Genomic DNA, 23,241 nt, shown 5'->3' with positions numbered 1-23,241 from the left:
TATCTCCCTAAGCATCAAGCTGTAACAACGCTAAAGGTATACCTTCTTCTTCAAGTTTTGCACCGAGTCTGAATCCCCAGGCAAATACACCTTTAATGCGCTCCACCTTAAAAAATTCTTTTTGATTACCGATAAGTTGATATACTTTGCCGATTTCCACTTTATTTGTATCCACCATATAACTTTCAGCAATCAATGCTTTACGCATCCACACTTCGTACTCGTTAACAATTCCCATCGTCTCAGCTTTTCTTGCTTTTTCTCGATATATGCCTACTACTTCACGCAATTCGTGTTCATTCATTTCAATTAATTTTTTATCAGTCACTAAGCCCACAATCCTTTAAACGTTCTATAATATTATCGTATTCAAAGCCTTTTCTCATCATACTTTGGATGATTTTTTGCTTTAATTCAAAGCCTTCATGTTTCCTGGATAAGCGATTCACTTCTTTTTCCAGATTTTTTTGAAGTGCATCTTCGTTCGTTTCTATTTTAACATTTTTTAATGCATCGTTTGCAATATCCAAATTATAACCTTTTTGAATGAGTGTTTGCATTATTTTTTGCTGAATCATACGTCTCGATTGTTTTTTTTCATACTTTTTTGTAATCTTGGCTGCTATTTTTTCGATGCGTTCCTCTGTAATTAGTGATTCGTACTGAGCTGTATATTGTTCAATTAATTTTTGTTCTATACCTAATTCCTTCAGCTTCTGTGCAAAAATGACCGGCCCTTTATCTGTAGTATTTAACATCGTATTCATTAAACTCATGCAGTAATCTGCATGATTAATATATCCATTTTGCTTACAATAATCGATCGACTTATCAATCGCTTCTGTATTTACTTCTAATTTCATCAAATAATTTCGTACTTCTTTTTCTGTACGTTTCTTATATGATAGATATTGAATCGCTTTATTTATAGCTACACGATACCCATCATACTCTGCGATTTCACGTAGCATCTGGTCTGTGACGATCAAGTCTTTCTTCAAATTAAAATGAACATACGTTGCTGCATCAATACCGGCAAAAAATTCACCATTAATATATAAATTAAAACGTTCTTTGTTGTTTTTTTGCACTTCTATTCTGGTGATTTTTTTTTCCATATTCAAACCTCCATAAAAATAACGCTAAATATATATTTAGCGTTCAACTCATATTTATTATAAACCACTGACAGCCGTATTGTATTCTGATTCAGTGATAAATTTTTGTTCAAGCATTTTTTGCAACGTTTCTTTCGTACGTTCTTTTAAAGCCGCATCTGTTTGATATGACTCAGGATGATAAAGTGACGGTGCATTGATTGTACTTGCAAGTAATGCACTTTGTAATATAGTGATTTGAGGATAAAACTGATTATCCTTATGTGTGCTAGCTCTGAAGTCAGAGTTTGCTGCACTTTCTATATTATAATGATTACTTCCAAAATAAATTGTATTTAAATAAAAACTTAAAATCTGCTCTTTTGAATAATTGTTTTCGATACGCTTCGCCACTACGACTTCTTTTATCTTTCGTGAAATCGACTTTTCATTATTAAAGAAATAAGTTTTGGCTAATTGTTGTGTTATAGTACTTCCCCCTTGCGATGCTTCGCCATCCTTTAATGAAACCACCATCGCTCTGGCCGTACCTATCCAGTCGACTCCATCGTGTTCGTTAAACCTTTTATCTTCTACTGCTATAAAAGCATTTTTAACATATGGCTGCATATCTTGCGTTGAAACATACGTATTTTGTTGTTCAATAGACTTAAGTTCACCAATATCAACCTGGAAACCTTGATAAACATTCCAGCCGACATACAATATTAGAAGCAATAATGGGATGAGTAATATTGACGAACAGCCAAAGCATCCACAACCTCTTTTTCTAGTTCTTTTCAAGATGAATCCACCTCTTTCTTACATTCATATTACCACCAGCCACTTTGCTTTGGAATTAAAAATGACAGAAGAGACGTAAAATCAGTCTTGAGATGTATCGGTGATTTAGCAAATTTATCAAAGCCAAAGAATATTCTATAAGCCAAAAAAATCAGTCGACCTCAGTCGACTGATTACAAGTTTTTATTTCAATAATGCTAATGATTCACGGTTAAAGTCTTCTAAATCTTCTGGTGTACGGCTAGTTACGATACCACTATCTACAACTACCGGCTCATCTACTACTGTTGCACCTGCATTTTCTAAATCTTTACGAATTGATAAGAAACTTGTCATTTTCTTACCCTTTAATAAATCCGTATCTATTAATAATTGTGGACCATGACAAATAGCAAATACCGGTTTTTCTTTTTCTACAAAGCTTTTTGCAAAAGTACCAAATCGGCCTTGTTCATCCCCACGTAATAAGTCTGGTGAAAATCCACCTGGAATCAGTAAAGCATCAAATTCTTCAGGCTTAACTTCACTAATTGCTTTATCTATTTTAACTTCAGTATTATCCTTTTTACCTTTTACAGTACTTCCTGCTTCTTTACCAATTACAGTCACTTCATGACCTTCTTGTTTAAACGCCTCTACCGGGCTAGTAAATTCTGAGTCTTCAAATAAATTCTCTAATACTACTGCGATTTTCTTAGTCATTATATATTCCTCCTAAAATCGTTATAGTATTATTTACCCTTCACTAAAACAATAAAACATCCATAGCTAATACTATGGATGCTCTATTATCTCGATAATTTTCTTTTTCTCACAAGTCTAACGACCGCTTCAACTTGTGCTGTTTGTGGGAACATATCCACTGGTTGAATATATTCTACCTGGAATGCCTTCGTTAAATGTGCTAAGTCTTTTGCTAAAGTTGACGGGTTGCAGCTTGTGTAGACAAATGTCTTCGGTTTGATTTCATTGATTAACTGAATCGTTTCTTCAGATAACCCCGTTCTTGGTGGATCCACTGTAATAACATCCGGATAGAAACCTTCTTTAATCCATTCATCTAATTTTTCTGATGCATCTCCAACTTCAAACTTACAGTTATCTTTGTTATTAGCAGTCGCATTATAAATTGCGTTAACGATACCATCTTCATTCGTATCCATCCCGCGCACTTCTTTTGCTTTACCGGCAAGCCAAATTCCAATCGTACCTGTACCACAGAATGCATCAACGACGTTTTCTTTACCTGTTAAGCCTGCTGCGCGTTCTACTTCTTTATAAAGTACAACTGTTTGCTTTGGATTCAACTGGAAGAAACTCTCTGCTGATAAATCATACACATGATCCTGCAATGTCTCACGAATTGTTTCCTCACCAGCAATCACAATCGTTTCATTTCCCATAACAATAGAAGTTTTTTCTTTATTGATGTTTAATGCTACGCCTTTAACACCAGGGAGTCGCATCACACGCTCTGCTAATAGATCCTGTTTCTTCAGATCACGAGTATTCGTAACAAACACGACCTGTAAGTCGCCTGTAGCTAAAGCTACACGCGTAATAATATGACGCACACCGATATCACGCGCAGGATTTTTACATACTTCAATATTTAACTCACTCATAATCTTCTTGATTTCATTCGTCGTCTTCATCGTACGGTTATCCTGAACAATACATTCATGTAAATCAATTAACGTATTTGAATGTTCTTTATAAAGTCCAGCACGTATTTTACGTCCTGACTTCTCTACAGGAAACTGATTTTTATTACGATAACCAAATGGATTAGCCATTCCCAGTGTATCTTTAATCACATCAAGCTTCACGTGAGGTGCATACTTTGTGATGGCATCTTCTACTATTTGCTTTTTATATTTTAATTGTCCGTTATAAGAAAGGTGTTGTAATTGGCATCCTCCACATAATTCAAAGACGTTACATGGCGGCTTTACACGTTCTTTACTTTTTTCACGGATTTTAACCATCTTTGCTTCTAAATATTTATTATTAATATCTGTAACTTGTGCAACGATTACTTCGCCAGGGAGCGCCCCTTTAACAAAAGTAATCTTCCTTTTAAAATAGCCTATTCCCTCACCATTAATACCGAGTCTTTTGATTGTCAAAGGAAACTGTTGACCGATCTTTACTTGTATATCTGCCATTCTTTATCTCCTTATTGTTGAATAGATTTTACTTTAGCTTCTAACTGATCAAGAATCATTAACCATTCATCGATATCATTGATGTCTGTTGTTTCTGGATCTACAGAATCAATTCTTTCCATAAAATCACTTAACTTTACTTTAATTTCTTCTAAAGATTCTTTTGTCATAACTTACTCCTTTTAATTATCCTGATTGTATTCATTATGGAACAGATTCACTAAACTTTCAATGTATTTGTTATTGACAAAGATTATCACACGTTCATAATAGTAAAAGACAAAAACTTGAAAGAAGGCTAATAATGATACATTTGAAAGAAAAAATTTCAATTCATAATGACCCGTGGGAAGCATATAATGAAGTTGAAAAATACGGAGAAACTAAACTTTCAAACATTGAATTTACAACGACTACATTATGTAATATGCGCTGTGCACACTGCGCTGTCGGTTATACATTGCAACTTAAAGATCCAGATACGATTGATATGAAGACGATATTTAACCGACTGGATGAGGTTGAACATCTTTCGACTTTAAGTGTTACGGGCGGAGAACCGATGTTCTCAAAAAAATCTATTAAGGAAACAGTTATTCCTATTTTAAAATACGCTCAAGAGCGCGACATCTATACACAAATGAATTCAAATTTAACGATTAATTACGAGCGCTATGAACCAATCATTGACTTAGTAGATGTTATGCATATTTCTCACAACTGGGGAACAATTGATGAATTCGCTGAAGTTGGATTCCATGTAATGGATAAGAAACCACCTCTTGCTGCACGCTATAAATTATATGAACAGATGATTGAAAATGCGCGTAAATTATCCGAAGCTGGCATGTTTGTATCTGCAGAAACAATGCTTAATAAAAATACACTGCCATATCTTGAAAAAATCCATAAAGAAATTGTAAATGACATGAAATGTGCACGTCATGAAGTACATCCGATGTATCCTTCTGATTTTGCAAGTGATTTAAATGTATTAACGATTGATGAAACAAAAGATGCCATCAGAAAATTACTATCATTTAGAGATGAAGATACGTGGATGTTATTTGGGACATTACCAATCTTACCTTGCTCACTTAAACAAGATGATTTGTTATTCCTTGATGAAGTAAATAAAGCGAAAAACGTTACCGTACGTAATGATCCTGACGGACGTTCAAGACTTAATGTCAATGTATTTACAGGTGATGTAATTGTCACTGACTTTGGAGATGAAACGGGTACGATTGAAAATATTGTAACTACACCGCTTCAAACAATCTACGATAAATGGAAAGCTAGTGAACTCAATCAATCACTCAACTGTCATTGTCCAAAAGTAAAATGTTTAGGCCCTAACTTACTCGTTAAGAATATGTATTATCCAACAACAGATTTTAAAGCTAATGAAGTAAGAATGAATCAATAATTTGTTTTTTTGAAATATTCTTATTATTTGTTATTATTTTAATGTATAATAAGGATAAAGAGAGAACAAATTAGGGGTGTGAATAATGACAATAGGGGAAAAAATACGTGAGATACGGAAAAAACAGAATAAAACGCTGAAATATATTTCAGAAGAAACAGGTGTATCAATCGCTTTCCTATCTCAATTAGAAACAAACAAATGCAGTGCAACAATGGCTTCTTTACGTAAAATAGCTGATGCTTTAGAAGTGCATCCTAGCTACTTTTTCCATTCCACAACCATCGAAAATATTACGGATCCTACGGAATTAACAAAATCATTTACATATCAGAATTTATCAAATGGTATACCAGGAGCTTTTACACCGATACGTGTCATCCTTAAACCAGGTGCTAGTCAAAATGACTCAAGTCAACATGCAGGTGTTGAATTTATCTACTGTCTACGCGGAACCCTAACGCTAACTGTTGGGACTGAACGTCTTGAGCTCCAGCCTGGTGCTTCATACATGTTTGAAGCTCATGAACCTCATTACTGGTATAATTTCACTGATGACGAAGTTGAATTTTTGGTCGTAAATGAAGTGAATAAGCATTAAACAGATTTCTAAAAAGGAAATCTGTTTAATGCTTATTTTTATACTTCTATATTTTTTTCAAAAAAGTTTAGCAATTCCTTACTTTTACCACGTCTTGATTTTCTGAATTCTGCACGCTCTTTCCCAGTTTCATTTAACCACATCTGATCTTCTGTTTCTGCAATGACTTCGGGTACGACTACTGGTTTATTGTCATCATCTAATGCGACGAATGTCAGAAAACTTATAGCAGCCAGTTGTTTCGCCTGCTGGATCACATTTTCTGAAATAACTTGGACACACACTTCAAGTGAAGATGTCCCCGTATAAGTCACAACCGCTTCTAACGTCACAACTTCTCCGGGTCTGATAGGTTTTAAGAAGTCTACCGAATCTGTGCTGGCAGTTACTACAGAACGTGCACAATGCCTTGTTGCTGCAATACTCGCTACATCATCTATTAAAGCCATTAATTTTCCACCAAACAATGTATTGTGATGATTCGTATCAGTCGGAAAGATTTGTTTCGTCTTAATCGTCTTAGATTCATCCATCGTTTTCTTTAATCGTTCTGTCATCATCATTCCTCAATTCCATAACTTTTAGTATTGTAATTTAATATTATCATAGTTGATTTTGCGCAAAATAAAAAGAGATAGTCCTCTATCTCTTTAAAATGAATATTAATGAATTTCGTCAGCAAAAACTTTCTTTTCTAATGCTTCTTCGGGTGTATCAACGATATCTGATTCTCTTGAATCGAAAGCATTGATTAATGTAAACATAATAAAAGAACCGAATGCAAAGATTGTAAATAAGAACGCGATAACTACTAACCACATCATAGGTACTGACATGCCCATCCTCCTCTTAAATCAATAATAATATTATCATATCACTTTATTTTAAAAATTAAAATGCCCAATTTCCATTTACAAAGATTGCTTCTTCCTGACCTTCTGCAGTAATACCTGTAATATTCATCTCAGCAGAGCCGATCATAAAATCTTCATGTGTAATTGAATTGTTTAAGCCATTCTTAGCTAAGTCCGCTTCATCCATAGTTTTTCCGCCTTCTAAACAGAAAGGATACGCTGAACCTAACGCCAGATGACATGAAGCATTCTCATCGAATAAAGTATTATAATATAAAATCTTAGAATTAGAAATCGGTGAATCGTGAGGAACTAAAGCAACTTCTCCTAAGCGTTTCGCATTTTCATCAGAATTCAGTAAGCCTTCTAATATATCTTTACCAACTTTAGCATCATATTCAATCACTTCGCCATCTTTAAATGTTAAGGTAAACTGATCAATAATATTTCCACCATAACTTAAAGGTAATGTACTTGAAACTGTCCCATTCACTTTATCTTTATGTGGCACTGTAAATACCTCTTCAGTTGGCATATTTGCCATAAACGCATTACCATCTTTATTGATACTTGATGCGCCACACCAAATATGCCCTTCAGGTAAGCCTACCTTTAAATCTGTACCAGGTGCTGTGTAGTGCAATGCTACATAAGCTTTTTTATTTAAGTAATCAGCTTTCGTGTGAAGATTATCATTATGATCAACCCAAGCCTGAACTGGGTTACTCTCGTTCATTCTTACTGACTCTAAAATCGCATCCAGTAATTTTTCAAATGCCTCTTCCTCTGATAAATCAGGGAAAACGAGCTTCGCCCAAGCAATTGATGGGTAGGCCGCAACCGTCCATGAGAATTGGTCTGACTGCATCATTTTCATATAATCTTTAAATGCTGCACCATAAGCTTTCATACTCGCTGAAACTTTAGCAGGATCAGCGTCTTTTAAGTTTTCAGGGCTTGATGAGATTAATGCAAGTTGCGCTGCATAATCGTTCGCATAATCCATACGCTCATCTACAATATATTGTGGAACAGTTTCGAATGCTTCCTGATCACGATATTGAAAAGCTAATTGTGATAATCGATCATCTGCATAATGAACTTTAACGTCCTTAGAACCTGCTTTATATGCCTCTTCTACAACTAGATGCACAAAATCTTTAGCATCTACAGTTGCACGAATGTATACACGTTGATCAGGTTGTACGTTCATACCTACTTTAACCAGTAGCTCTGCATATTTCTTTAACTTATCTTCCTTAAGTAATTTCATTTCTGTTCCCCTTTTCTGTCGTAATTTTTGATATTACTTTCTTAATTGACCTAAAGCTTCAGTTAATGCACTCATTTCACTCGGAGAAAAAGTCTCTCTTTTTGACACCATCTCATGAATGTCTCTTAATTCGTCTATTTTATTATCATCAATCGATTCCGGTTTAATCACACCGACATTTACTAATTTTAATTTTTGTACTATTTCATTCACCATTTGTTCTTTATTCATTAATTACACCTACTTCTTCAAATTTCCATCCAAAATCTATTTTATCAAACTATTCAAAAATTGAATAATATAAAAATTGCTTATTTTAAATATTATTTGTTTATCACGCTATGCAAATGGCTATATAATAATTAATAGGTGTGATAGACACCATTTTTTATACACTAGGAGGAGAATAAACATGAATAACAAATTAATTCCTGCAACAATTGCTGGTGCTGTAATCGGTGCTGCTGTATCAATGATTGATAAAAAAACACGCAGCTCAGTTAAGAATCAAGTGCAAGTGACTAAACAAAATGGTTTAACGCCTGCTCCAACCACAAAAGCAAAAGCTCGTAACTTAAAAGATGAATTATTATACTGGAAAGAAACAATTGATGAAATTCGTCGTAACAACCCAGAATTAGAAAGAGCTATTTTAGATGCTAAAGATACATTCATCGAAAAACGTAATCAAAAGAAACTTTCAGGACCTAATAGATAATTGGTCATCAATTAAATATTAATGAGGTGAAAATATGTCAAAAGAGAAAAAAAGCACCTCTAAATTTCTGACTCAGGCTGCAAATAGTCCTGAGTCAAGTCATTTAGAGAACGATAAACAGACTTTACTTAGCAACGCTGATGAGAATTATGTATCAAATCAAAAATTTAAAACGAAACAACCGGATAAAGATAACGAAACATTCTATGTTTCTAAAATTAATAAACCTGCTAAATATAAAGAAGATGGTAACTTCTTAAATAAATTATTATTTAGAATAGGTAAAGATGATGCTGCTGGACTTTCAGCACAACTTGCTTATTATTTCCTGCTTTCATTATTTCCTATGCTTATCTTCTTATTAACTTTAATTCCTTTATTAAATGTTAAAAAGGAGACAATTACCGACTTAATTTCACAAAATGCACCTGGTGATACTGCCAAGATGATTACAGATATCATTAGCGATGTAATGAATAATGCAAATGGCGGATTATTATCATTCGGTTTAATCGCTGCTTTATGGTCAGCTTCAAATGGTATGACTGCGTTAATGAATGCATTTAACGTATCTTATGAAGTTGAAGATGCAAGAAACCCTATCGTTTCAAAATTACTTAGTGTCTTATTTACAGTAATAATGGTCTTAGTTTTTGGTGTAGCTCTTGCATTACCAATATTCGGTGAACAAATTGGCAACTACTTATTTGGACATATTGGTTTAGGTGATCAATTTAAATGGGTATTTAATCTCGTGAAAATTGTATTACCAGTACTGGTAACGTTTATTGTCTTTACAACACTTTATGCGATTGCACCAAACATCAAACTAAACATTAAATCTGTACTACCAGGGGCGTTATTTGCTACAATTGTATGGTTAGGAGCAAGCTTCTTATTTGGTTTCTATGTTAACAACTTCTCTAACTACTCAAAAACATACGGTAGTATCGGAGGCGTTATCGTGTTAATGCTTTGGTTGTATTTAACAGGTTTCATCATTATTGTTGGAGCTCAAATCAATGCCATCATTCATAAAGATAAAATAAAAGCTTAGACTAATAATCTATACGAAATCGAGGGAAAATCATGTCATTATTATCAAGCATTATGGATTTCAATAAGAAATTCGTTCAAAACAAAGAGTATGAAGCTTATGTAACTTCAAAACAGCCTGAAATGAAAGCCGTTATACTTACTTGTATGGACACTCGACTACAAGAACTATCACATAAAGCTTTAGGATTAAAGAATGGTGATGTTAAAGTTGTTAAAAATGCAGGCGCAACAATCACACATCCATATGGTGCTACAATGAAAAGCTTATTAGTAGGTATCTATGCATTAGGTGCTGAAGAGATTATCATTATGGGCCATAAAGATTGTGGAATGTGTCAAATTGATGCTGACAAAGTAATAGAGACGATGACTGCTCGAGGGATTAAAAAAGAAACAATGGATACACTTGATCATGCAGGCTACAATGTAAGTAAATTTATCGGAGGATTTAATGATGTGAATGAAAATGTATATCACAATGTAGATATGGTATACAATCATCCACTGTTCGATAAATCTGTTCCTGTCCATGGATTAGTTATAGAACCACATACTGGTGAGCTTGAATTATTAGTAGATGGCTATGAAAAAGTAAAAAAATAAAAAAAGGAGGATGCGTCCTCCTTTTTTTATTCTATTAAATCATGTTGAAAAGCATAGATGACCGCTTGCGTTCTATCCTGTACTTCAAGTTTACTTAATATATTGCTAACATGCGTTTTAACTGTTTTTATCGTAATATGACTAGCATCTGCAATTTCCTGATTCGAATAACCTTTTGCAATAAGCAAGAGTATTTCTTTCTCACGTTCAGTCAACATTTCATGTAATTCCGCTTTCTGATTCATACGGTAACGCATTTTTGCCATTACCTCTTTTTCAAATACAGATTCCCCTGAGTACGTTTTATATATCGCGTCTCTAATCTCCTCTGCACTGCTCGTTTTAAGGATATAACTATCAACACCAGCATCTAAAGCACGATATACTTCTTTATCCTCAATAAAACTTGTCAGCATAATCACTTTAACATTGGGCATTTGAGCTTTAATCTGCATCGTTGCTTCAATACCATCCATTTCATCCATGACCATATCCATCAGTACAACATCTGGTTTCAGTCGAAACGTCTTGTCTATGCCTTCTCTGCCATTACTTGCTTCACCAATGATTTCAATGTTTTCCTGCATCGACAAGTAACTTGATATTCCTATTCTGACCATTTCATGATCATCTACAAATAATACGCGCATGTTAATCCTCCTTAACTGGCACTTTCACTTCTATTCTTGTTCCTGACTGTGGTGCCGAAATAACATTACATGTTCCACCTATCTCTAAAGCTCTTTCTTTCATTGTATGTAATCCGTAACGTGTATCATCGACTTTGTTAATATCAAATCCTACTCCATCATCTGAAATACGTAAGATCACTCTGTTTGTTGTTTTAAATAATTCAATCGTTATGTTTTTAGCCTTTGCGTGACGAAGTGTATTCGAAATGGATTCCTGAGCGATTCTGAAAAGATGGTCTTCTATTCCTTTTTCGAGATCAAGCTCTTCAATACCCGTAGTAATATTCATCGGAATCTTTTGTTTTAGTTCTTTAATTAACTGCATGAGTCCTTGCTCTAGCGTCTTATTCTTTAAACCAACAGGTCTTAAGTGTAATAGTAGCGCTCGCATTTCAAGTTGTGATTCATGCAGCATTTTTTCAAGCAACCTCAATTGTTTTTCCACAGGTTCTTCGTGTTTAGCAGACTTTAAAGCAGATAACATCATACTAGCCGCAAAGAGTTGCTGACTCACTGAATCGTGAAGTTCACGTGCCAGACGTTGACGCTCTTCTTCAACGATTTGCTTTACTGTTGCTTCATTCAGCGTATGAACATCATTAATGACCAGCTGATTTTGACGTTTAATATCTTCTATATTATGACTGACCTGTTCTAATGTCTTCATAATTTCAATGACTTCAATATCTTTGTTCAGATTATTAACTTTAATATTTTCGCCTGCACTGAGACGTTCTATCATTTCCTGTATTTCTGTATACTGCTCATTTTGGCGATAAGCAAGGATTGAACCCATAATGATACACGCCAGAATAACGATAACATTTAAGAATAGTATTGCTGGTACTCCAACAATCTGAGTATAGAACATCCCTTGAAAATAAATAATATTTACAAAAATACGATCTAAAATAAAAAAGATAATTGCTAAACTATACGTTAATATCAATAATGATCCAATCATGCGAGTGTAATTATTCATCGGTACTGCACCTCTAAATCACCGACGATTGATGAAATAAATAATTTTATGACAACATTATTGGGATAAGGATCAGATGCATAGGTTAAACGCTCATTACGAGCTTTTTTTACATATTCATCCTGGATATTCAACTCACCGTACATCGTCGTAAAATCAACCTTAACCTGATAGTGATAAGGAATGGTAATCGTTGTTTTACCAATCATATTACGCACCACTACGATATTACTTTCTTTTAAATTAGCCGCTTGACTTAGATCAATATTGATATCACCCACTGCATGCTGCAGATTGATATCTTCAAATTTATACACTTTATCAGGCGTGGACTGAAAGCTGAAAAGTGATTGTTTGTTGATGATCATCTTATTATCTTCTGTCTGAATAACTTTCATCGGTTGACGTTTATAGATAATATATCGAATCGCAATAATAATTATAAAGCTGAATAAGACAATTAAAGTATAAGGATTGGATAAAAGTCCAAACATCAACATAATCAGACCAATCCACAATATGATGAGACCACGTAAGTTCTCCTGCATATTCTGACTGAGATAGATTAATGCGAGTCCAGCTGCTATGACAAGCAGCATCCCTATTTTTACAAAGAAAATATAATATAAGTTCGACAATAGAATCAGTGTAAAAAATATAATCAGCATCTCAGAATTAATAATTTGTTTCACTTATTCACTTCCTCTTTACTTTACATTTGATAATAACAATATTTCACACTGTATATTTCTTTTCTCTTCCTCTAAGTTTAACAATAACGATTCAATTTCATCAATATCATTATCTATAGTATTAATTTTATTTATTAAAGGCTGACGATTATTCTTTAAAGTTTCTGTTGGCTCTATTTCATGTGTTTCAAGTGCAATTTGAATTTGTTCTTTCTCTGATGTCAGCTGCATCATTTCATTCTGCTTCATACTTTTTAAACCATTAATATCAGCTAATCGTTTGTAAGCAGATGCTCTTCTAAAGTACATGAAGTTTTGTACGCAGGCTTTTACTGTGTTATTTAAGTAATGTTTAATTGTATGCATCATTATACCTCACTTCATTATAGTCAATTCATTATAAATAAAATCCCGTAGACGCGTAAGCGTCCGCGGGATGATTATTGACTACAACTAAAGTTGTATATTAATCTTCTAATTTTGTTAGTAATAAGGGGCCGTCTTTTGTTACGACTAATGTATGTTCAATTTGTGCAACATAGCTTCTATCTTTTGTTTCAAAAGCCCACTCATCTTTGCCATCTGTTACAATCGTTGCTTTAGATGAGATGAAAGGTTCCACTGCCAGTACCATACCTTCTTTGAGTAATGCTTTGTCCATTGGATCGTAATAGTTCATAATATGCTTTGGCTCTTCATGTAAACTTTTCCCGATGCCATGACCTGTTAAGTTTTTGATAACTGTTAAGCCATTTTTACGTGCTGTCGCATTAACTGCACGACCAATGTTACTCAGTTTAGCCCCTGGTTTAATTTTAGTCATTGCTTCATTGAATGCCATTTCAGCACAATCAATAACTTTTTGTTTCAACGGATCCTTAACTTCACCTACAACAAATGAAATACCAGTATCAGCATAATAACCATCTTTACACGCAGAGACATCCACATTCACTAAGTCACCTTCATTAATGACACGAGTACCAGGAATACCGTGAGCTACTTCTTCATTAACACTAATACAAGTGTATCCCGGGAAATCATACTCAGTAATCGGGGCAGATTTCGCACCATGTTGTTCAAATAAATCTTTAGCAATGTTATCTAATTCTTTCGTTGTCATACCTGGTTTAGCTTGTGCTTTAAGCGTATCACGAATAATAGCAACGATACGCCCAATTTCTTTTAAGCCTTGTAAGTCTTGTTCAGATTTAATAATCATAATATCTCTTCTTTCACATAAATTTAATAATAATATGTTGATTAATTTGAATATTAAACATATCATATATTCGTCACTGTATATTATAACAAAGATTATACATGATACTACTTTAAAAACTGGATGGATCTCATGAAAATAAAATGGACGAAAAAAATAATAGGGGCTCGCACGATAAAAACGGGGCTTGCTACATTTTTAACAGCATTATTTTGCCAATTACTAAACTTACCACCTATATTTGCAGTGATTACATCAATTGTTACCATTGAGCCAACTGCGAGAGCATCACTGAAAAAAGCATTTATCAGATTCCCTGCCTCAATACTCGGTGCATTTATCGCAGTGATGAGCACATATTTCTTAGGTGATTCTGCACTAAGTTATAGTATTGCCGCTACAGTTACACTATTCGTATGTTATAAATTAAAACTTTATGACGGTATGCTGGTTGCCAGTCTTACAGCTGTAGCTATGGTTCCTAACATTCATCAGGACTTTGCTTTTAATTTCTTTTCTAGACTCGCAACAACTACTATCGGACTATCAACAGCCACATTGGTCAATTTTTTCGTATTACCTCCAAAATATCATACACAAATTGCAAGTTTGATGGATATATTAGAAACGAAATTAATGAAGATGTTAATTCAGCGATCAACTGAGATTAATGCAAACCTGGCAGATTTAAGTGGCACGTTACCAATGATGGAGCAAACTAATAAATTAATCTCAAAAATCGATACACTGCTAGCTTATGAAAAAGAAGAAATGCACTTCCATAAAAATCTGGAAGTTGAATATGAATTAACAAGATTACGCCACCGTCTGGATGTAAATCGACTGATCCAACTCCATATTAATCATATGATTCTCATTCCGAACGGTACAGAATTTGTCATGGTGGATGAAGAGAAAGAAGCACTGAATCAACTTATGAAGTCATTTGAAACATTTGGCATAGACAGAACTTACCAACCAGATAAACCTTCTTTAAGCTTACTCAAAAACAGCGTAAAACACTTAACAGAGTTTGATGATAATCAGATGAAGAGTCATTTCATATATGAGTTACTGATGATAAATCGTTTACTAAATGATCATCCAAACAAAAATAAACAAGTCATTTAAGACTTGTTTATTTTTTATTTATATTCAATTTTATTACTTGATTCTCTCAAACAATACGTTATTTTCAAGATGCACATGCTGGAATGTATCGCGCTCCAGCATTGCTAATCGTTGATATACAACTCTATATGTGCCGCATGCATCCATAGGTGGTGTGAAATCATCGGTAATTTCACGCATGCGTTTTAAAATTGTACCTGCACCATCATGTTCTGTTTCAAGTTCAGCAATATGCGGAGCAAGCTCAGCTTTTAATGTCTCAGTTGGATTATTAGTATATTCAATAACTAACGGGAAGACATTTTCATCTTCATCTTTTGTGTGATCTAATAATTCGTCACGCAATTTCATTGTCAGTTCTTTTAGTTCTAATAAATGAGGATGACGTTCTCCGTGAACTTTGGCTACTTTAGTAACGTACGGCATTAAGTTCTTAAACTCTTCAGGCAGTGGTTTATGGAACTTATTTTGAATATAGTTAATCAGCGCTGCATTATCTAAATACTGTACATCAAGTGTTGCATCACTACCGTTTTCTAGTGCATTTAATTCTTCTAAAAGTTCCTCAAGTGATTTACTCTTATCATTAATTGCTTCTGCTAAAGGGATATTCCCCCCACAACAGAAATCAATTCTATTACTTCTGAAAATATCCGCAGCCTTTGGTGATTGTTTAACAATATCTGAAACGAGCATCTCTTTAGTGATCATTATATATTCCTCCGATTAATCTTTAGTTTATTTTATTTAATTAACTTGCTTTAACTTTCTTTTATGCTGAATCCATTGTTTCGGTTGATAAACGCAATAAGGCTCTGACGCCATTAAGTCACCCGTCACCGCATATGCACGACTTCTGGACCCCCCACATACATATCTGAATTCACACATACCGCACTTACCTTTATATAAATCCGGATTACGTAAATTCTGTAGGATGGGTGAGTGCACATAAATCTCACTTAATGGCTTCTCTCTTATGTTTCCACATGAAACAGGAAGTAATCCACTTGGATAAACGTGACCTAAATGTGATACAAAGACGAATCCATTTCCATCGTTCACTCCTTTTGGAGCACGGCCTAATCCATCTATTGTATTAATATCCATCGTTGTAAGACTATCTTCATATTTAATGGCATCAAATGTGCCAGCCTTCTTCATATCTCGAATCTGCTCCTGTAACACTACTCGACGATAATGTTGTGCCGATGTTGTCTTAATACCAAATGAAGCTGTTTTGCGTAATTTGTTTAAGAAACGAAATACTTCTTCGTGCTGGGCAGGTGTTACCATATCACTTTCTTGCCCTCGTCCAGTTGGCACTAAGAAAAATACTGACCATAATACACAACCTAAATCTTCAACCATTTGTGCCATCTCTTCTAAATAATCAATATTGTATCTACTAATTACCGTATTGATTTGAAGGGGCATTTCAAGTTCTTTTAAATACTGAATAGCGTTCATCGTTAAGTCAAAACTACCTTCTGTTCCTCGGAAGTGATCATGAATTTGTTGATTATGTCCATCAATACTAAATGCCCAACGTGACAATCCTACATCTTTTGCACGCTGCATGTTTTCTTTAGTGACATTTGGTGTCGCACTTGGTGTCATTGAAACACGTACTCCGCGTTCAACTGCATAAGCTGCTAAATCAAATATATCGTCACGCATTAATGGATCGCCACCCGTAAAGACCAGCATCGGTCCATTCATTTCGGCAATATCATCAATTAATGCCTTACCTTCATCTGTAGATAATTCATATGGATTACGGTTCACTTGTGCTTCAGCTCTGCAATGCAAACAATGTAATTCACAAGCTCTTGTTACTTCCCATATCACGATAAATGGCTTTTCGTTATAATCTATCATTCATACACCTCCAAGGAACTTATGATTTGATTATACACTTAAAAGATACATTTTAAATATATCTTTAAGAGAGTTTGATAATTTGTCACATTAAAATACATGGATCGCTTTAATATCATATCGAAACAACAAAAGTGGCACGACTCCAAAGAATCGTGCCACTTTGTTTCTTATACTATTATTTCTCTTCCATCAATCTTTTAACAATGACTTGCTTCGCCGCTTCTTCCACACGGTTATCAAGTACGATTTCGGGAAACTCCATGCCAATACGTTCACATGCCTGTTTTAATAAATAATCTGTGATTTCATGATTCTTTGGTAATATCGGTCCATGTAAATATGTACCTAGCAAGTTTTTATAATGGATACCTTCTTTTTTATCCGTATCATTATTCCCGTAACCACTTACTACTCGTCCAAGCGTATTATAATCATGATAAGTTCTACCACCATGATTTTCAAACCCAACAATTTGACCGAATGTTTCTGATTCAATCACAATATTACCAGTTAAACGATCCTTCTTGGATTCTGTATAGAAGTCTAATATATGAAGACCTTTCAATTCATTACCATCAGGCGTCACATATTTTTCGCCTAAAAACTGATAACCTCCACAAATCGTAAGTGCTGGCATACCGTCTTCAATCGCTGCTTTAAAGTCATCTTTCACACGGAATAAGTCATCTGTTGCAATTTTTTGTTCTCGGTCACTACCGCCACCAATAAACAATATATCTGCGTCACTGATTTTAATGCCTCGCGTCGTATTAATGTCTGTCACATTAACTTCCAGTCCACGCCATTTTGCACGTTGTTTCAGTGCGATAATATTTCCGATGTCACCATATAAATTGAGTTTATCCGGCATAAAGTGGAATATTTCAATCGCTCTATTCATTGACTTTACCTCCTTCAAAAAATGCATTTAATGCCTGATGCATCGGCTCTAATGATGTATAGTTCGGAATACATACTGTATATTCCGGACGATTAAGTATCGTTTGTGTTGCTTCTTTAATATTTTGATTCACTTCTATCTGAGCATCTATTTCAGCGTATTTTAAACGAAGTGCGATTTCTTCTGCACGGTTTCCGGTACACAAGATATAAGGGATATTCTGACGTGATAACTTCTCAAAATCTGCATCCCAAATCCATGATATATCACGTCCGTCTGCACCGTTGTCATTGAGAGAAATCAAATATGACTTCTTGCCCTGTATCTTTTCACCAACAGACAAACTTGCGTTAAGTCCTGCCGGATTCTTCGCCAAATTGATGATTGCTTGTTTATTACCTTTTACAAAATTCTGCATACGTCCGTTATCACTGGCATAAGTTGAGAAACCTTTTTCAATTGACGTATCATTTAATCCAAGTTCACGTAACACACTGTATGCTGCGATAATATTGAATACATTAAAATCACCGGCAATCTTCATATTAAAGGTATGACCATTGATTGTAGGATTTAAAAATGGTGTTTCTGTTAAAGCTTCCACTTCGTATTTTGGAAGCTGGCGATTAAATCCACAGCTACATTTATAATGACCAATCTGATTATAATGAATCCAGTCATATTGCAGCATCTTACCACAGTTCGGGCAGTACTTACTCTCAATCATCGTACTTTCTTCAAAGTCATGTATATGAGCTTTCACACCGTAATACGTTACCTTATTACTAGCAATCTTCAAACGAGAGACAAACGGATCATCTGCGTTAAGTATTAGTTCTATTCCACGCCCTTTTATATTCTCAGCAATACGATCAACTAAAATATCTATCTCACCAAAGCGATCCATCTGATCACGGAAAAAGTTTGTAAATACCATCTTAGTCGGTGTCATTTCTTTTAATACTCGTGGAATTGATCCTTCATCAATTTCAATAATTGCAAGTTTTGTATCTTTAGACGATTGAACAATAAAGCTTGATGTAATACCGGCTGCCATATTAGCACCTTCAGTATTATGAATGATTTTAATATTATTTTTCTTTAACGTATGACCAATCAAATTACTCGTTGTCGTCTTTCCGTTCGTCCCTGAAATAAATACAACCTCTTCAACTTCAGCACTCAATTTCTTTAAAATCTGTGGATCTATTTTACGTGCAACTTGCCCAGGTAGATCTGTACCACGTTTACCTGCCATGATACTTAATCTACGTGCAATTTTAGCAATGTTTTTAGCAGCAATTTTTTTCATAGTAACCTCCTATATTCAACTATTTATTATATCACTTCATATCGCTTTTTAATAAATTTTTCTATTTAACAGTCACAAATTAAAGATAAGTTTTATTGACAAATTGTCATATTTAGCACGAATCACTACTTGTAATTTGAATTTTCCTTTGTTAAACTTTATGTGAATGATAATCAATATCAATTAAACGAAGAAGGTGTCTTTATGGTACATATCGCCAACGCTACACTCGGGCGTACCTACAAAATAAAATCAATGGTTTTTGATAATGCTATGGTAATGCATCGCTTGCATGCATTAGGTTTTAACGAAGGTTCAAAAATTAAAGTCCGACAAAAAAGTTTATTTAAAGGGCCCTGTACTTTAGATATTAACGGTCAACACGTATGTATTCGTAACTGTGATGCATGCAAAATTTTACTGGAGCAAGTCAATGAGTAGTCCTTCATTTTGTATATTAGGCAATCCAAATGTCGGAAAAACATCCCTTTTTAATGCACTAACCGGCAGCTATGAATATGTTGGGAACTGGAGCGGCGTAACGGTTGAGAAAAAAATTGGTAAACTAAAAAACAATACGGGACAACTGATAGATTTACCAGGTATATATGATTTGTTACCGCTGTCAAAAGATGAAACAGTGGTAACAAATTTTTTATTGAATGAGCACTTTAACGGTATGATCAATATTATTGATGCCGCACAGTTAAAGCGTAATTTACTGTTAACCATTCAGCTAATGGAGTACGGGGCACCCATGATGATTGGTCTGAATATGGTCGATGTAGCAACAAAACGTGGTATTAATATCAACATCGACTTGCTGATGAGAAAGTTAAAAACGCCAATTATCCCCGTCGTAGCAAGAACTGGACGCGGTTCTACAGATGTATTAAATGCTTTAGGCGATACATTGTCAAAAAACCGTCCTCTAAATATAAATTACGATGAGCAAATTGAACAGGCCATTGCTGAAGTGATCCAGCTTTTACCAGACAATTTATCACTGGACAAAAAACATTATCGTTTCTTAGCGATACAATTTTTATTAAATAATCCGAGTGTTGAGCAATACTTACCACAAGCTACATTAAAAATAATCGACCCTATCAGAGTTAGATTAGAGGCAAAACTTGATACTAGCTTGAAATCAAAGATACATCAATCTCGTAACGATTATATCGATCAACTTTTAGAAGGAGTTGTGACTTATCCGGATGAGGATAAACAACATTTCACCGAACGATTAGATAAAATTGTTACACATAATATTTTCGGTATTCCAATCTTTTTATTCTTAATGTGGCTTATCTTCCAGACAACATTCACGTGGATTGGTACCCCACTATCTGACAAGCTAGATGCCTTCTTTGCCGGACCATTAACGGACAGTGCGAAGTCAGTGATGCAGCAAATGGGTATCGTACCGTTCTTACAAGATTTAGTGACTGATGGCGTTATTGCTGGTGTCGGTGGCGTACTCGTCTTTGTCCCTCAAATATTAGTACTTTTCTTCTTTATTTCGTTACTTGAAGATTCAGGATATATGGCGCGTATTGCAGTCATTATGGATAGAGTGATGGAAGTGTTCGGATTAAATGGTAAGTCATTTATTCCGATGATCATCGGTTTCGGTTGTAACGTACCTGGCATTATGGCGGCACGTAGTATCGAAGAAGAGAAAGAACGTCTAACAACAATACTCATTGCGCCTTTTATGTCGTGTTCAGCGCGTTTACCGGTATATGCATTATTTGCAGGTGTCTTCTTTAAAGAGAACCAGGCACTTGTCGTGCTCAGTTTATATGTGATTGGTATTGTCGTTGCTTTACTTGTAAGTTTAATATTATCTAAGACTGTTCTGAAAAATGATACATCGATCTTTATCGTTGAATTACCACCGTATCGTTTACCGTCATTAAAGACGTTGTGGAGAAGTACGTGGGAAAAAGGTAAAGGATTCGTTAAAAAAGCCGGTACATTCATCTTCGGAGGTTCCGTGTTGATCTGGTTACTAAACTATGCTGGCCCTGGTGGTTTTGGTGTAGATATTGAAGAGAGTTTCTTAGCGATGATCGGTGGAGCAATCGCGCCATTCCTAGTACCTTTAGGATTTAGTTCATGGCAGGCTGGAGCAACGTTAATACCAGGATTTTTAGCGAAAGAAGTTGTTGTAAGTGCGATGGCGATTATATATGCGGTAAAAGATGATGCTTTAGTTTCAATGATTCATCATCAATTTACACCACTTTCAGCGTATGCATTTATGTTATTTATTTTGCTCTACATTCCATGTTTATCTACAGTTGCTGCGATAAGAAAAGAAACCGCTTCGTGGAAGTGGACATTTATCGCAACTGCATATCCGCTGGCAACAGCGTATATATTAACGATGCTCGTTTATCAAATCGGAAGATTATTTATATAGGAGGTTGAATAATGGCTCTATTTTTTAATATCTTATTGTTTGCTCTCATTTTTGGCTATGCTTCATATACACTGTATAAATTCTTCAAAAAATCTAAAGCTGGAAAATGTAATAGTTGTGATTTAAATGACAATTGCGGATGCGATACTTTACATCAAATTGACTTTGACCATATCAAGAAAAACTAGTGAGCAAAACTGCTCACTAGTTTTTTTAAATTAATTAATGTTAAAATACATCATAATTAAAAATAGAGGAGCTTATTATGAATGCATTTATCGCTTTAGACTTTGAAACCGCAAATGGTTCACCTGCTTCTATATGTAGCGTCGGAATGGTCAAAGTTATTGAAAACATGATGACTGAAACATTTTATACGACAGTCAATCCAGAAACATATTTTAGTGAGTCAAATATTCGCGTGCATGGTATTCGTCCTGAAGATGTAAGTGATGCTCCAACATTTAAAGAAGTCTATCCATATATGCTGGACTTTATCGGTGATTTACCGATTGTCGCACATAATGCTCAGTTTGATATGCGCGTATTACATGCATCAATTATCCGTTACCACTTTGAAATGCCTGCATTAGCCTACTTTTGTTCAGTGATTATGTCTCGTGATACAGTTCGAAACCATAGTCATAGTTTAAAGAATATGATGGCATATTATAATATCGACTTCCATGGTCATCATCATGCATTAAATGATGCTAAAGCATGCGCGATGATAACCGTGCGTTTGCTAAAGCATTATGATGATTTAAATGACTACCTGACAAGTAAACGTCGAAAGAAATATATCAAGAATATTTCAACGACCTCTAAACGTCAAAGTATGTCACGCTATCACGAAGAACTGAAGAGTATTCAGCCGTCAACGAGTGATATCGATACGAATCACCCATTTTACAACAAACATATTGCGATTACCGGTACCCTTCATAAAGCACGAAAGCATGTTGTGCAGTATATTGTTGATCATGGTGGTAGTTATGCTGAAGATTTGGATAAAATCGATTACTTTATTATGGGTAAGCAAAAAAATAATCAACCTTCCAGAAAAGAAGGCATCGTACGAAACAAAATAGCGCTCGGACAAGATATCATCATAATGAATGATGATAAATTGCAGGCGCTCATCAAATTTTATGAATAAAAAAACACGACTACTTATGATTTGTAGTCGTGTTATCTTTTATAGACTTTTTAATTGTGTGGCGATTGACTGGTCGTTCTAATTTATGATCTATCCAGAATAAAAATGCAGCAACTAAAACAATACCAATTAATGGTAATACCTTAAAACCATGCTCTAAAGTTTCCATAATGTACATCATAATGAGAAGTGCAGTGATGCCTATAATCGCAAATTTAAATTTCATAATACT

The 23,241-nt window shown here is 34.7% G+C and carries 30 protein-coding genes; 10 read left to right on the top strand and 20 right to left on the bottom strand.

Annotated features, from left to right (window positions below; all coding sequences use genetic code 11):
• Positions 1-7: 7 nt before the first annotated feature.
• The 6 genes from ACMGE6_RS07240 to ACMGE6_RS07215 all read right to left on the bottom strand — a co-directional run bounded on the left by ACMGE6_RS07240 (position 8) and on the right by ACMGE6_RS07215 (position 4,239).
• A complete protein-coding gene (locus ACMGE6_RS07240; protein WP_414045854.1) occupies positions 8-328 on the bottom strand; it encodes a YfhH family protein in 321 nt (106 codons plus the stop codon).
• Positions 321-1,118: a recombination regulator RecX gene (gene recX / locus ACMGE6_RS07235; protein ID WP_414053292.1), complete on the bottom strand. Its 798-nt coding sequence runs from the start codon at positions 1,116-1,118 to the stop codon at positions 321-323. Before recX ends, ACMGE6_RS07240 begins: the two co-directional genes overlap by 8 nt.
• Before the next feature lie 57 nt (positions 1,119-1,175).
• Positions 1,176-1,901, bottom strand: coding sequence for a glycosyltransferase (locus ACMGE6_RS07230; protein WP_414053291.1), 726 nt, complete (start codon positions 1,899-1,901; stop codon positions 1,176-1,178).
• A 183-nt stretch (positions 1,902-2,084) separates the two neighbouring features.
• Positions 2,085-2,603 carry a type 1 glutamine amidotransferase domain-containing protein gene (locus ACMGE6_RS07225; protein WP_414053290.1) on the bottom strand — a complete coding sequence of 173 codons (519 nt, stop codon included), beginning with the start codon at positions 2,601-2,603 and terminating at the stop codon, positions 2,085-2,087.
• 86 nt (positions 2,604-2,689) lie between these two features.
• Positions 2,690-4,069 (bottom strand): 23S rRNA (uracil(1939)-C(5))-methyltransferase RlmD, encoded by a 1,380-nt coding sequence (gene rlmD, locus ACMGE6_RS07220; protein ID WP_414053289.1) that lies wholly within the window; start codon positions 4,067-4,069, stop codon positions 2,690-2,692.
• Positions 4,070-4,080: 11 nt separating this feature from the next.
• Positions 4,081-4,239: an SE1561 family protein gene (locus tag ACMGE6_RS07215; protein WP_414045849.1), complete on the bottom strand. Its 159-nt coding sequence runs from the start codon at positions 4,237-4,239 to the stop codon at positions 4,081-4,083.
• A gap of 134 nt (positions 4,240-4,373) precedes the next feature.
• On the opposite strand from ACMGE6_RS07215, the gene yfkAB reads away from it, so the two are divergent.
• Both yfkAB and ACMGE6_RS07205 read left to right on the top strand, forming a co-directional pair.
• Complete coding sequence (gene yfkAB / locus ACMGE6_RS07210) at positions 4,374-5,498, top strand: radical SAM/CxCxxxxC motif protein YfkAB (protein WP_414053288.1); 1,125 nt, start codon at positions 4,374-4,376, stop codon at positions 5,496-5,498.
• An 85-nt stretch (positions 5,499-5,583) separates the two neighbouring features.
• Entirely contained in the window at positions 5,584-6,099 is a 516-nt protein-coding gene (locus ACMGE6_RS07205; RefSeq protein ID WP_414053287.1) for a helix-turn-helix domain-containing protein, read from the top strand.
• Between the two features lie 38 nt (positions 6,100-6,137).
• Here the strand turns inward: ACMGE6_RS07205 and ACMGE6_RS07200 are convergent, their stop codons facing one another.
• The 4 genes from ACMGE6_RS07200 to ACMGE6_RS07185 all read right to left on the bottom strand — a co-directional run bounded on the left by ACMGE6_RS07200 (position 6,138) and on the right by ACMGE6_RS07185 (position 8,457).
• The gene (locus ACMGE6_RS07200) at positions 6,138-6,656 is read right to left on the bottom strand and encodes an acyl-CoA thioesterase (RefSeq protein ID WP_414053286.1); all 519 of its coding nucleotides are present in this window, start codon (positions 6,654-6,656) and stop codon (positions 6,138-6,140) included.
• A 105-nt stretch (positions 6,657-6,761) separates the two neighbouring features.
• On the bottom strand, positions 6,762-6,935 hold the full coding sequence (locus ACMGE6_RS07195; RefSeq protein WP_414045845.1) for a hypothetical protein: 174 nt from the start codon (positions 6,933-6,935) through the stop codon (positions 6,762-6,764).
• A 55-nt stretch (positions 6,936-6,990) separates the two neighbouring features.
• Complete coding sequence (locus tag ACMGE6_RS07190; protein WP_414053285.1) at positions 6,991-8,226, bottom strand: aminopeptidase; 1,236 nt, start codon at positions 8,224-8,226, stop codon at positions 6,991-6,993.
• 33 nt (positions 8,227-8,259) lie between these two features.
• A complete protein-coding gene (locus tag ACMGE6_RS07185) occupies positions 8,260-8,457 on the bottom strand; it encodes a DUF1128 family protein (RefSeq protein ID WP_414045843.1) in 198 nt (65 codons plus the stop codon).
• A 181-nt stretch (positions 8,458-8,638) separates the two neighbouring features.
• Between ACMGE6_RS07185 and ACMGE6_RS07180 the strand changes: the two genes are divergently transcribed.
• The 3 genes from ACMGE6_RS07180 to ACMGE6_RS07170 are packed head-to-tail and all read left to right on the top strand — an operon-like array spanning position 8,639 to position 10,606.
• Positions 8,639-8,944 carry a YtxH domain-containing protein gene (locus ACMGE6_RS07180; RefSeq protein WP_414047109.1) on the top strand — a complete coding sequence of 102 codons (306 nt, stop codon included), beginning with the start codon at positions 8,639-8,641 and terminating at the stop codon, positions 8,942-8,944.
• Positions 8,945-8,978: 34 nt separating this feature from the next.
• The gene (locus tag ACMGE6_RS07175; protein ID WP_414047110.1) at positions 8,979-10,001 is read left to right on the top strand and encodes a YihY/virulence factor BrkB family protein; all 1,023 of its coding nucleotides are present in this window, start codon (positions 8,979-8,981) and stop codon (positions 9,999-10,001) included.
• Positions 10,002-10,033: 32 nt separating this feature from the next.
• The gene (locus ACMGE6_RS07170) at positions 10,034-10,606 is read left to right on the top strand and encodes a beta-class carbonic anhydrase (protein ID WP_414045840.1); all 573 of its coding nucleotides are present in this window, start codon (positions 10,034-10,036) and stop codon (positions 10,604-10,606) included.
• 26 nt (positions 10,607-10,632) lie between these two features.
• Here ACMGE6_RS07170 and ACMGE6_RS07165 read toward each other — a convergent pair whose 3' ends face one another.
• The 5 genes from ACMGE6_RS07165 to map all read right to left on the bottom strand — a co-directional run bounded on the left by ACMGE6_RS07165 (position 10,633) and on the right by map (position 14,194).
• Positions 10,633-11,262: a response regulator transcription factor gene (locus tag ACMGE6_RS07165; RefSeq protein ID WP_414046770.1), complete on the bottom strand. Its 630-nt coding sequence runs from the start codon at positions 11,260-11,262 to the stop codon at positions 10,633-10,635.
• Entirely contained in the window at positions 11,258-12,280 is a 1,023-nt protein-coding gene (locus tag ACMGE6_RS07160) for a sensor histidine kinase (protein WP_414053284.1), read from the bottom strand. The genes ACMGE6_RS07165 and ACMGE6_RS07160 overlap by 5 nt, the downstream gene beginning before the upstream one ends.
• A complete protein-coding gene (liaF, locus tag ACMGE6_RS07155; RefSeq protein WP_414045838.1) occupies positions 12,277-12,972 on the bottom strand; it encodes a cell wall-active antibiotics response protein LiaF in 696 nt (231 codons plus the stop codon). Before liaF ends, ACMGE6_RS07160 begins: the two co-directional genes overlap by 4 nt.
• A gap of 15 nt (positions 12,973-12,987) precedes the next feature.
• Positions 12,988-13,338, bottom strand: a complete 351-nt coding sequence (locus ACMGE6_RS07150; protein ID WP_414045837.1) for a hypothetical protein — start codon at positions 13,336-13,338, stop codon at positions 12,988-12,990.
• Between the two features lie 100 nt (positions 13,339-13,438).
• Positions 13,439-14,194 carry a type I methionyl aminopeptidase gene (gene map, locus ACMGE6_RS07145; RefSeq protein WP_414045836.1) on the bottom strand — a complete coding sequence of 252 codons (756 nt, stop codon included), beginning with the start codon at positions 14,192-14,194 and terminating at the stop codon, positions 13,439-13,441.
• Positions 14,195-14,326: 132 nt separating this feature from the next.
• Between map and ACMGE6_RS07140 the strand changes: the two genes are divergently transcribed.
• Entirely contained in the window at positions 14,327-15,325 is a 999-nt protein-coding gene (locus ACMGE6_RS07140; RefSeq protein WP_414045835.1) for an FUSC family protein, read from the top strand.
• 33 nt (positions 15,326-15,358) lie between these two features.
• Here ACMGE6_RS07140 and scdA read toward each other — a convergent pair whose 3' ends face one another.
• The 4 genes from scdA to ACMGE6_RS07120 form a co-directional block, all read right to left on the bottom strand.
• Positions 15,359-16,036: an iron-sulfur cluster repair di-iron protein ScdA gene (scdA, locus tag ACMGE6_RS07135; protein WP_414053283.1), complete on the bottom strand. Its 678-nt coding sequence runs from the start codon at positions 16,034-16,036 to the stop codon at positions 15,359-15,361.
• A 36-nt stretch (positions 16,037-16,072) separates the two neighbouring features.
• Positions 16,073-17,206 carry a TIGR04053 family radical SAM/SPASM domain-containing protein gene (locus ACMGE6_RS07130; RefSeq protein WP_414053282.1) on the bottom strand — a complete coding sequence of 378 codons (1,134 nt, stop codon included), beginning with the start codon at positions 17,204-17,206 and terminating at the stop codon, positions 16,073-16,075.
• A gap of 178 nt (positions 17,207-17,384) precedes the next feature.
• On the bottom strand, positions 17,385-18,110 hold the full coding sequence (locus ACMGE6_RS07125) for a type 1 glutamine amidotransferase (RefSeq protein ID WP_414045832.1): 726 nt from the start codon (positions 18,108-18,110) through the stop codon (positions 17,385-17,387).
• Positions 18,103-19,422: a MurT ligase domain-containing protein gene (locus ACMGE6_RS07120; RefSeq protein WP_414053281.1), complete on the bottom strand. Its 1,320-nt coding sequence runs from the start codon at positions 19,420-19,422 to the stop codon at positions 18,103-18,105. The genes ACMGE6_RS07125 and ACMGE6_RS07120 overlap by 8 nt, the downstream gene beginning before the upstream one ends.
• A 204-nt stretch (positions 19,423-19,626) precedes the next feature.
• Between ACMGE6_RS07120 and ACMGE6_RS07115 the strand changes: the two genes are divergently transcribed.
• From ACMGE6_RS07115 to ACMGE6_RS07100, 4 genes are all read left to right on the top strand, one after another.
• On the top strand, positions 19,627-19,863 hold the full coding sequence (locus ACMGE6_RS07115; RefSeq protein ID WP_414045830.1) for a FeoA family protein: 237 nt from the start codon (positions 19,627-19,629) through the stop codon (positions 19,861-19,863).
• Positions 19,856-21,850 (top strand): ferrous iron transport protein B, encoded by a 1,995-nt coding sequence (feoB, locus tag ACMGE6_RS07110; RefSeq protein WP_414053280.1) that lies wholly within the window; start codon positions 19,856-19,858, stop codon positions 21,848-21,850. The genes ACMGE6_RS07115 and feoB overlap by 8 nt, the downstream gene beginning before the upstream one ends.
• Positions 21,851-21,861: 11 nt before the next feature.
• A complete protein-coding gene (locus ACMGE6_RS07105; protein ID WP_414045828.1) occupies positions 21,862-22,038 on the top strand; it encodes a FeoB-associated Cys-rich membrane protein in 177 nt (58 codons plus the stop codon).
• Between the two features lie 77 nt (positions 22,039-22,115).
• Positions 22,116-23,009 carry an exonuclease domain-containing protein gene (locus ACMGE6_RS07100; RefSeq protein ID WP_414053279.1) on the top strand — a complete coding sequence of 298 codons (894 nt, stop codon included), beginning with the start codon at positions 22,116-22,118 and terminating at the stop codon, positions 23,007-23,009.
• 10 nt (positions 23,010-23,019) lie between these two features.
• Here ACMGE6_RS07100 and ACMGE6_RS07095 read toward each other — a convergent pair whose 3' ends face one another.
• Entirely contained in the window at positions 23,020-23,235 is a 216-nt protein-coding gene (locus tag ACMGE6_RS07095; RefSeq protein ID WP_414053278.1) for a hypothetical protein, read from the bottom strand.
• Positions 23,236-23,241: the final 6 nt, after the last annotated feature.

The sequence above is a fragment of the Macrococcus equi genome (assembly GCF_047426745.1).
In the GTDB taxonomy this organism is placed as follows: domain Bacteria; phylum Bacillota; class Bacilli; order Staphylococcales; family Staphylococcaceae; genus Macrococcoides; species Macrococcoides equi.
Note: the sequence above shows the minus strand (reverse complement) of the source record. Positions and strands in the feature narration are given on the sequence as shown.

Coding starts and splice junctions, on each gene's coding strand:
- ACMGE6_RS07100 (WP_414053279.1), top strand. CDS start 22,116: ATGAATGCATTTATCGCTTTAGACTTTGAAACCGCAAATGGTTCACCT.
- ACMGE6_RS07160 (WP_414053284.1), bottom strand. CDS start 12,280: ATGAATAATTACACTCGCATGATTGGATCATTATTGATATTAACGTAT.
- map (WP_414045836.1), bottom strand. CDS start 14,194: ATGATTATTAAATCTGAACAAGACTTACAAGGCTTAAAAGAAATTGGG.
- ACMGE6_RS07115 (WP_414045830.1), top strand. CDS start 19,627: ATGGTACATATCGCCAACGCTACACTCGGGCGTACCTACAAAATAAAA.
- ACMGE6_RS07125 (WP_414045832.1), bottom strand. CDS start 18,110: ATGAATAGAGCGATTGAAATATTCCACTTTATGCCGGATAAACTCAAT.
- ACMGE6_RS07185 (WP_414045843.1), bottom strand. CDS start 8,457: ATGAATAAAGAACAAATGGTGAATGAAATAGTACAAAAATTAAAATTA.
- ACMGE6_RS07170 (WP_414045840.1), top strand. CDS start 10,034: ATGTCATTATTATCAAGCATTATGGATTTCAATAAGAAATTCGTTCAA.
- rlmD (WP_414053289.1), bottom strand. CDS start 4,069: ATGGCAGATATACAAGTAAAGATCGGTCAACAGTTTCCTTTGACAATC.
- ACMGE6_RS07190 (WP_414053285.1), bottom strand. CDS start 8,226: ATGAAATTACTTAAGGAAGATAAGTTAAAGAAATATGCAGAGCTACTG.
- ACMGE6_RS07215 (WP_414045849.1), bottom strand. CDS start 4,239: ATGACAAAAGAATCTTTAGAAGAAATTAAAGTAAAGTTAAGTGATTTT.
- ACMGE6_RS07175 (WP_414047110.1), top strand. CDS start 8,979: ATGTCAAAAGAGAAAAAAAGCACCTCTAAATTTCTGACTCAGGCTGCA.
- yfkAB (WP_414053288.1), top strand. CDS start 4,374: ATGATACATTTGAAAGAAAAAATTTCAATTCATAATGACCCGTGGGAA.
- ACMGE6_RS07120 (WP_414053281.1), bottom strand. CDS start 19,422: ATGAAAAAAATTGCTGCTAAAAACATTGCTAAAATTGCACGTAGATTA.
- ACMGE6_RS07180 (WP_414047109.1), top strand. CDS start 8,639: ATGAATAACAAATTAATTCCTGCAACAATTGCTGGTGCTGTAATCGGT.
- scdA (WP_414053283.1), bottom strand. CDS start 16,036: ATGATCACTAAAGAGATGCTCGTTTCAGATATTGTTAAACAATCACCA.
- ACMGE6_RS07205 (WP_414053287.1), top strand. CDS start 5,584: ATGACAATAGGGGAAAAAATACGTGAGATACGGAAAAAACAGAATAAA.
- ACMGE6_RS07095 (WP_414053278.1), bottom strand. CDS start 23,235: ATGAAATTTAAATTTGCGATTATAGGCATCACTGCACTTCTCATTATG.
- ACMGE6_RS07105 (WP_414045828.1), top strand. CDS start 21,862: ATGGCTCTATTTTTTAATATCTTATTGTTTGCTCTCATTTTTGGCTAT.
- recX (WP_414053292.1), bottom strand. CDS start 1,118: ATGGAAAAAAAAATCACCAGAATAGAAGTGCAAAAAAACAACAAAGAA.
- ACMGE6_RS07195 (WP_414045845.1), bottom strand. CDS start 6,935: ATGTCAGTACCTATGATGTGGTTAGTAGTTATCGCGTTCTTATTTACA.
- ACMGE6_RS07130 (WP_414053282.1), bottom strand. CDS start 17,206: ATGATAGATTATAACGAAAAGCCATTTATCGTGATATGGGAAGTAACA.
- ACMGE6_RS07225 (WP_414053290.1), bottom strand. CDS start 2,603: ATGACTAAGAAAATCGCAGTAGTATTAGAGAATTTATTTGAAGACTCA.
- ACMGE6_RS07200 (WP_414053286.1), bottom strand. CDS start 6,656: ATGACAGAACGATTAAAGAAAACGATGGATGAATCTAAGACGATTAAG.
- ACMGE6_RS07140 (WP_414045835.1), top strand. CDS start 14,327: ATGAAAATAAAATGGACGAAAAAAATAATAGGGGCTCGCACGATAAAA.
- feoB (WP_414053280.1), top strand. CDS start 19,856: ATGAGTAGTCCTTCATTTTGTATATTAGGCAATCCAAATGTCGGAAAA.
- ACMGE6_RS07150 (WP_414045837.1), bottom strand. CDS start 13,338: ATGCATACAATTAAACATTACTTAAATAACACAGTAAAAGCCTGCGTA.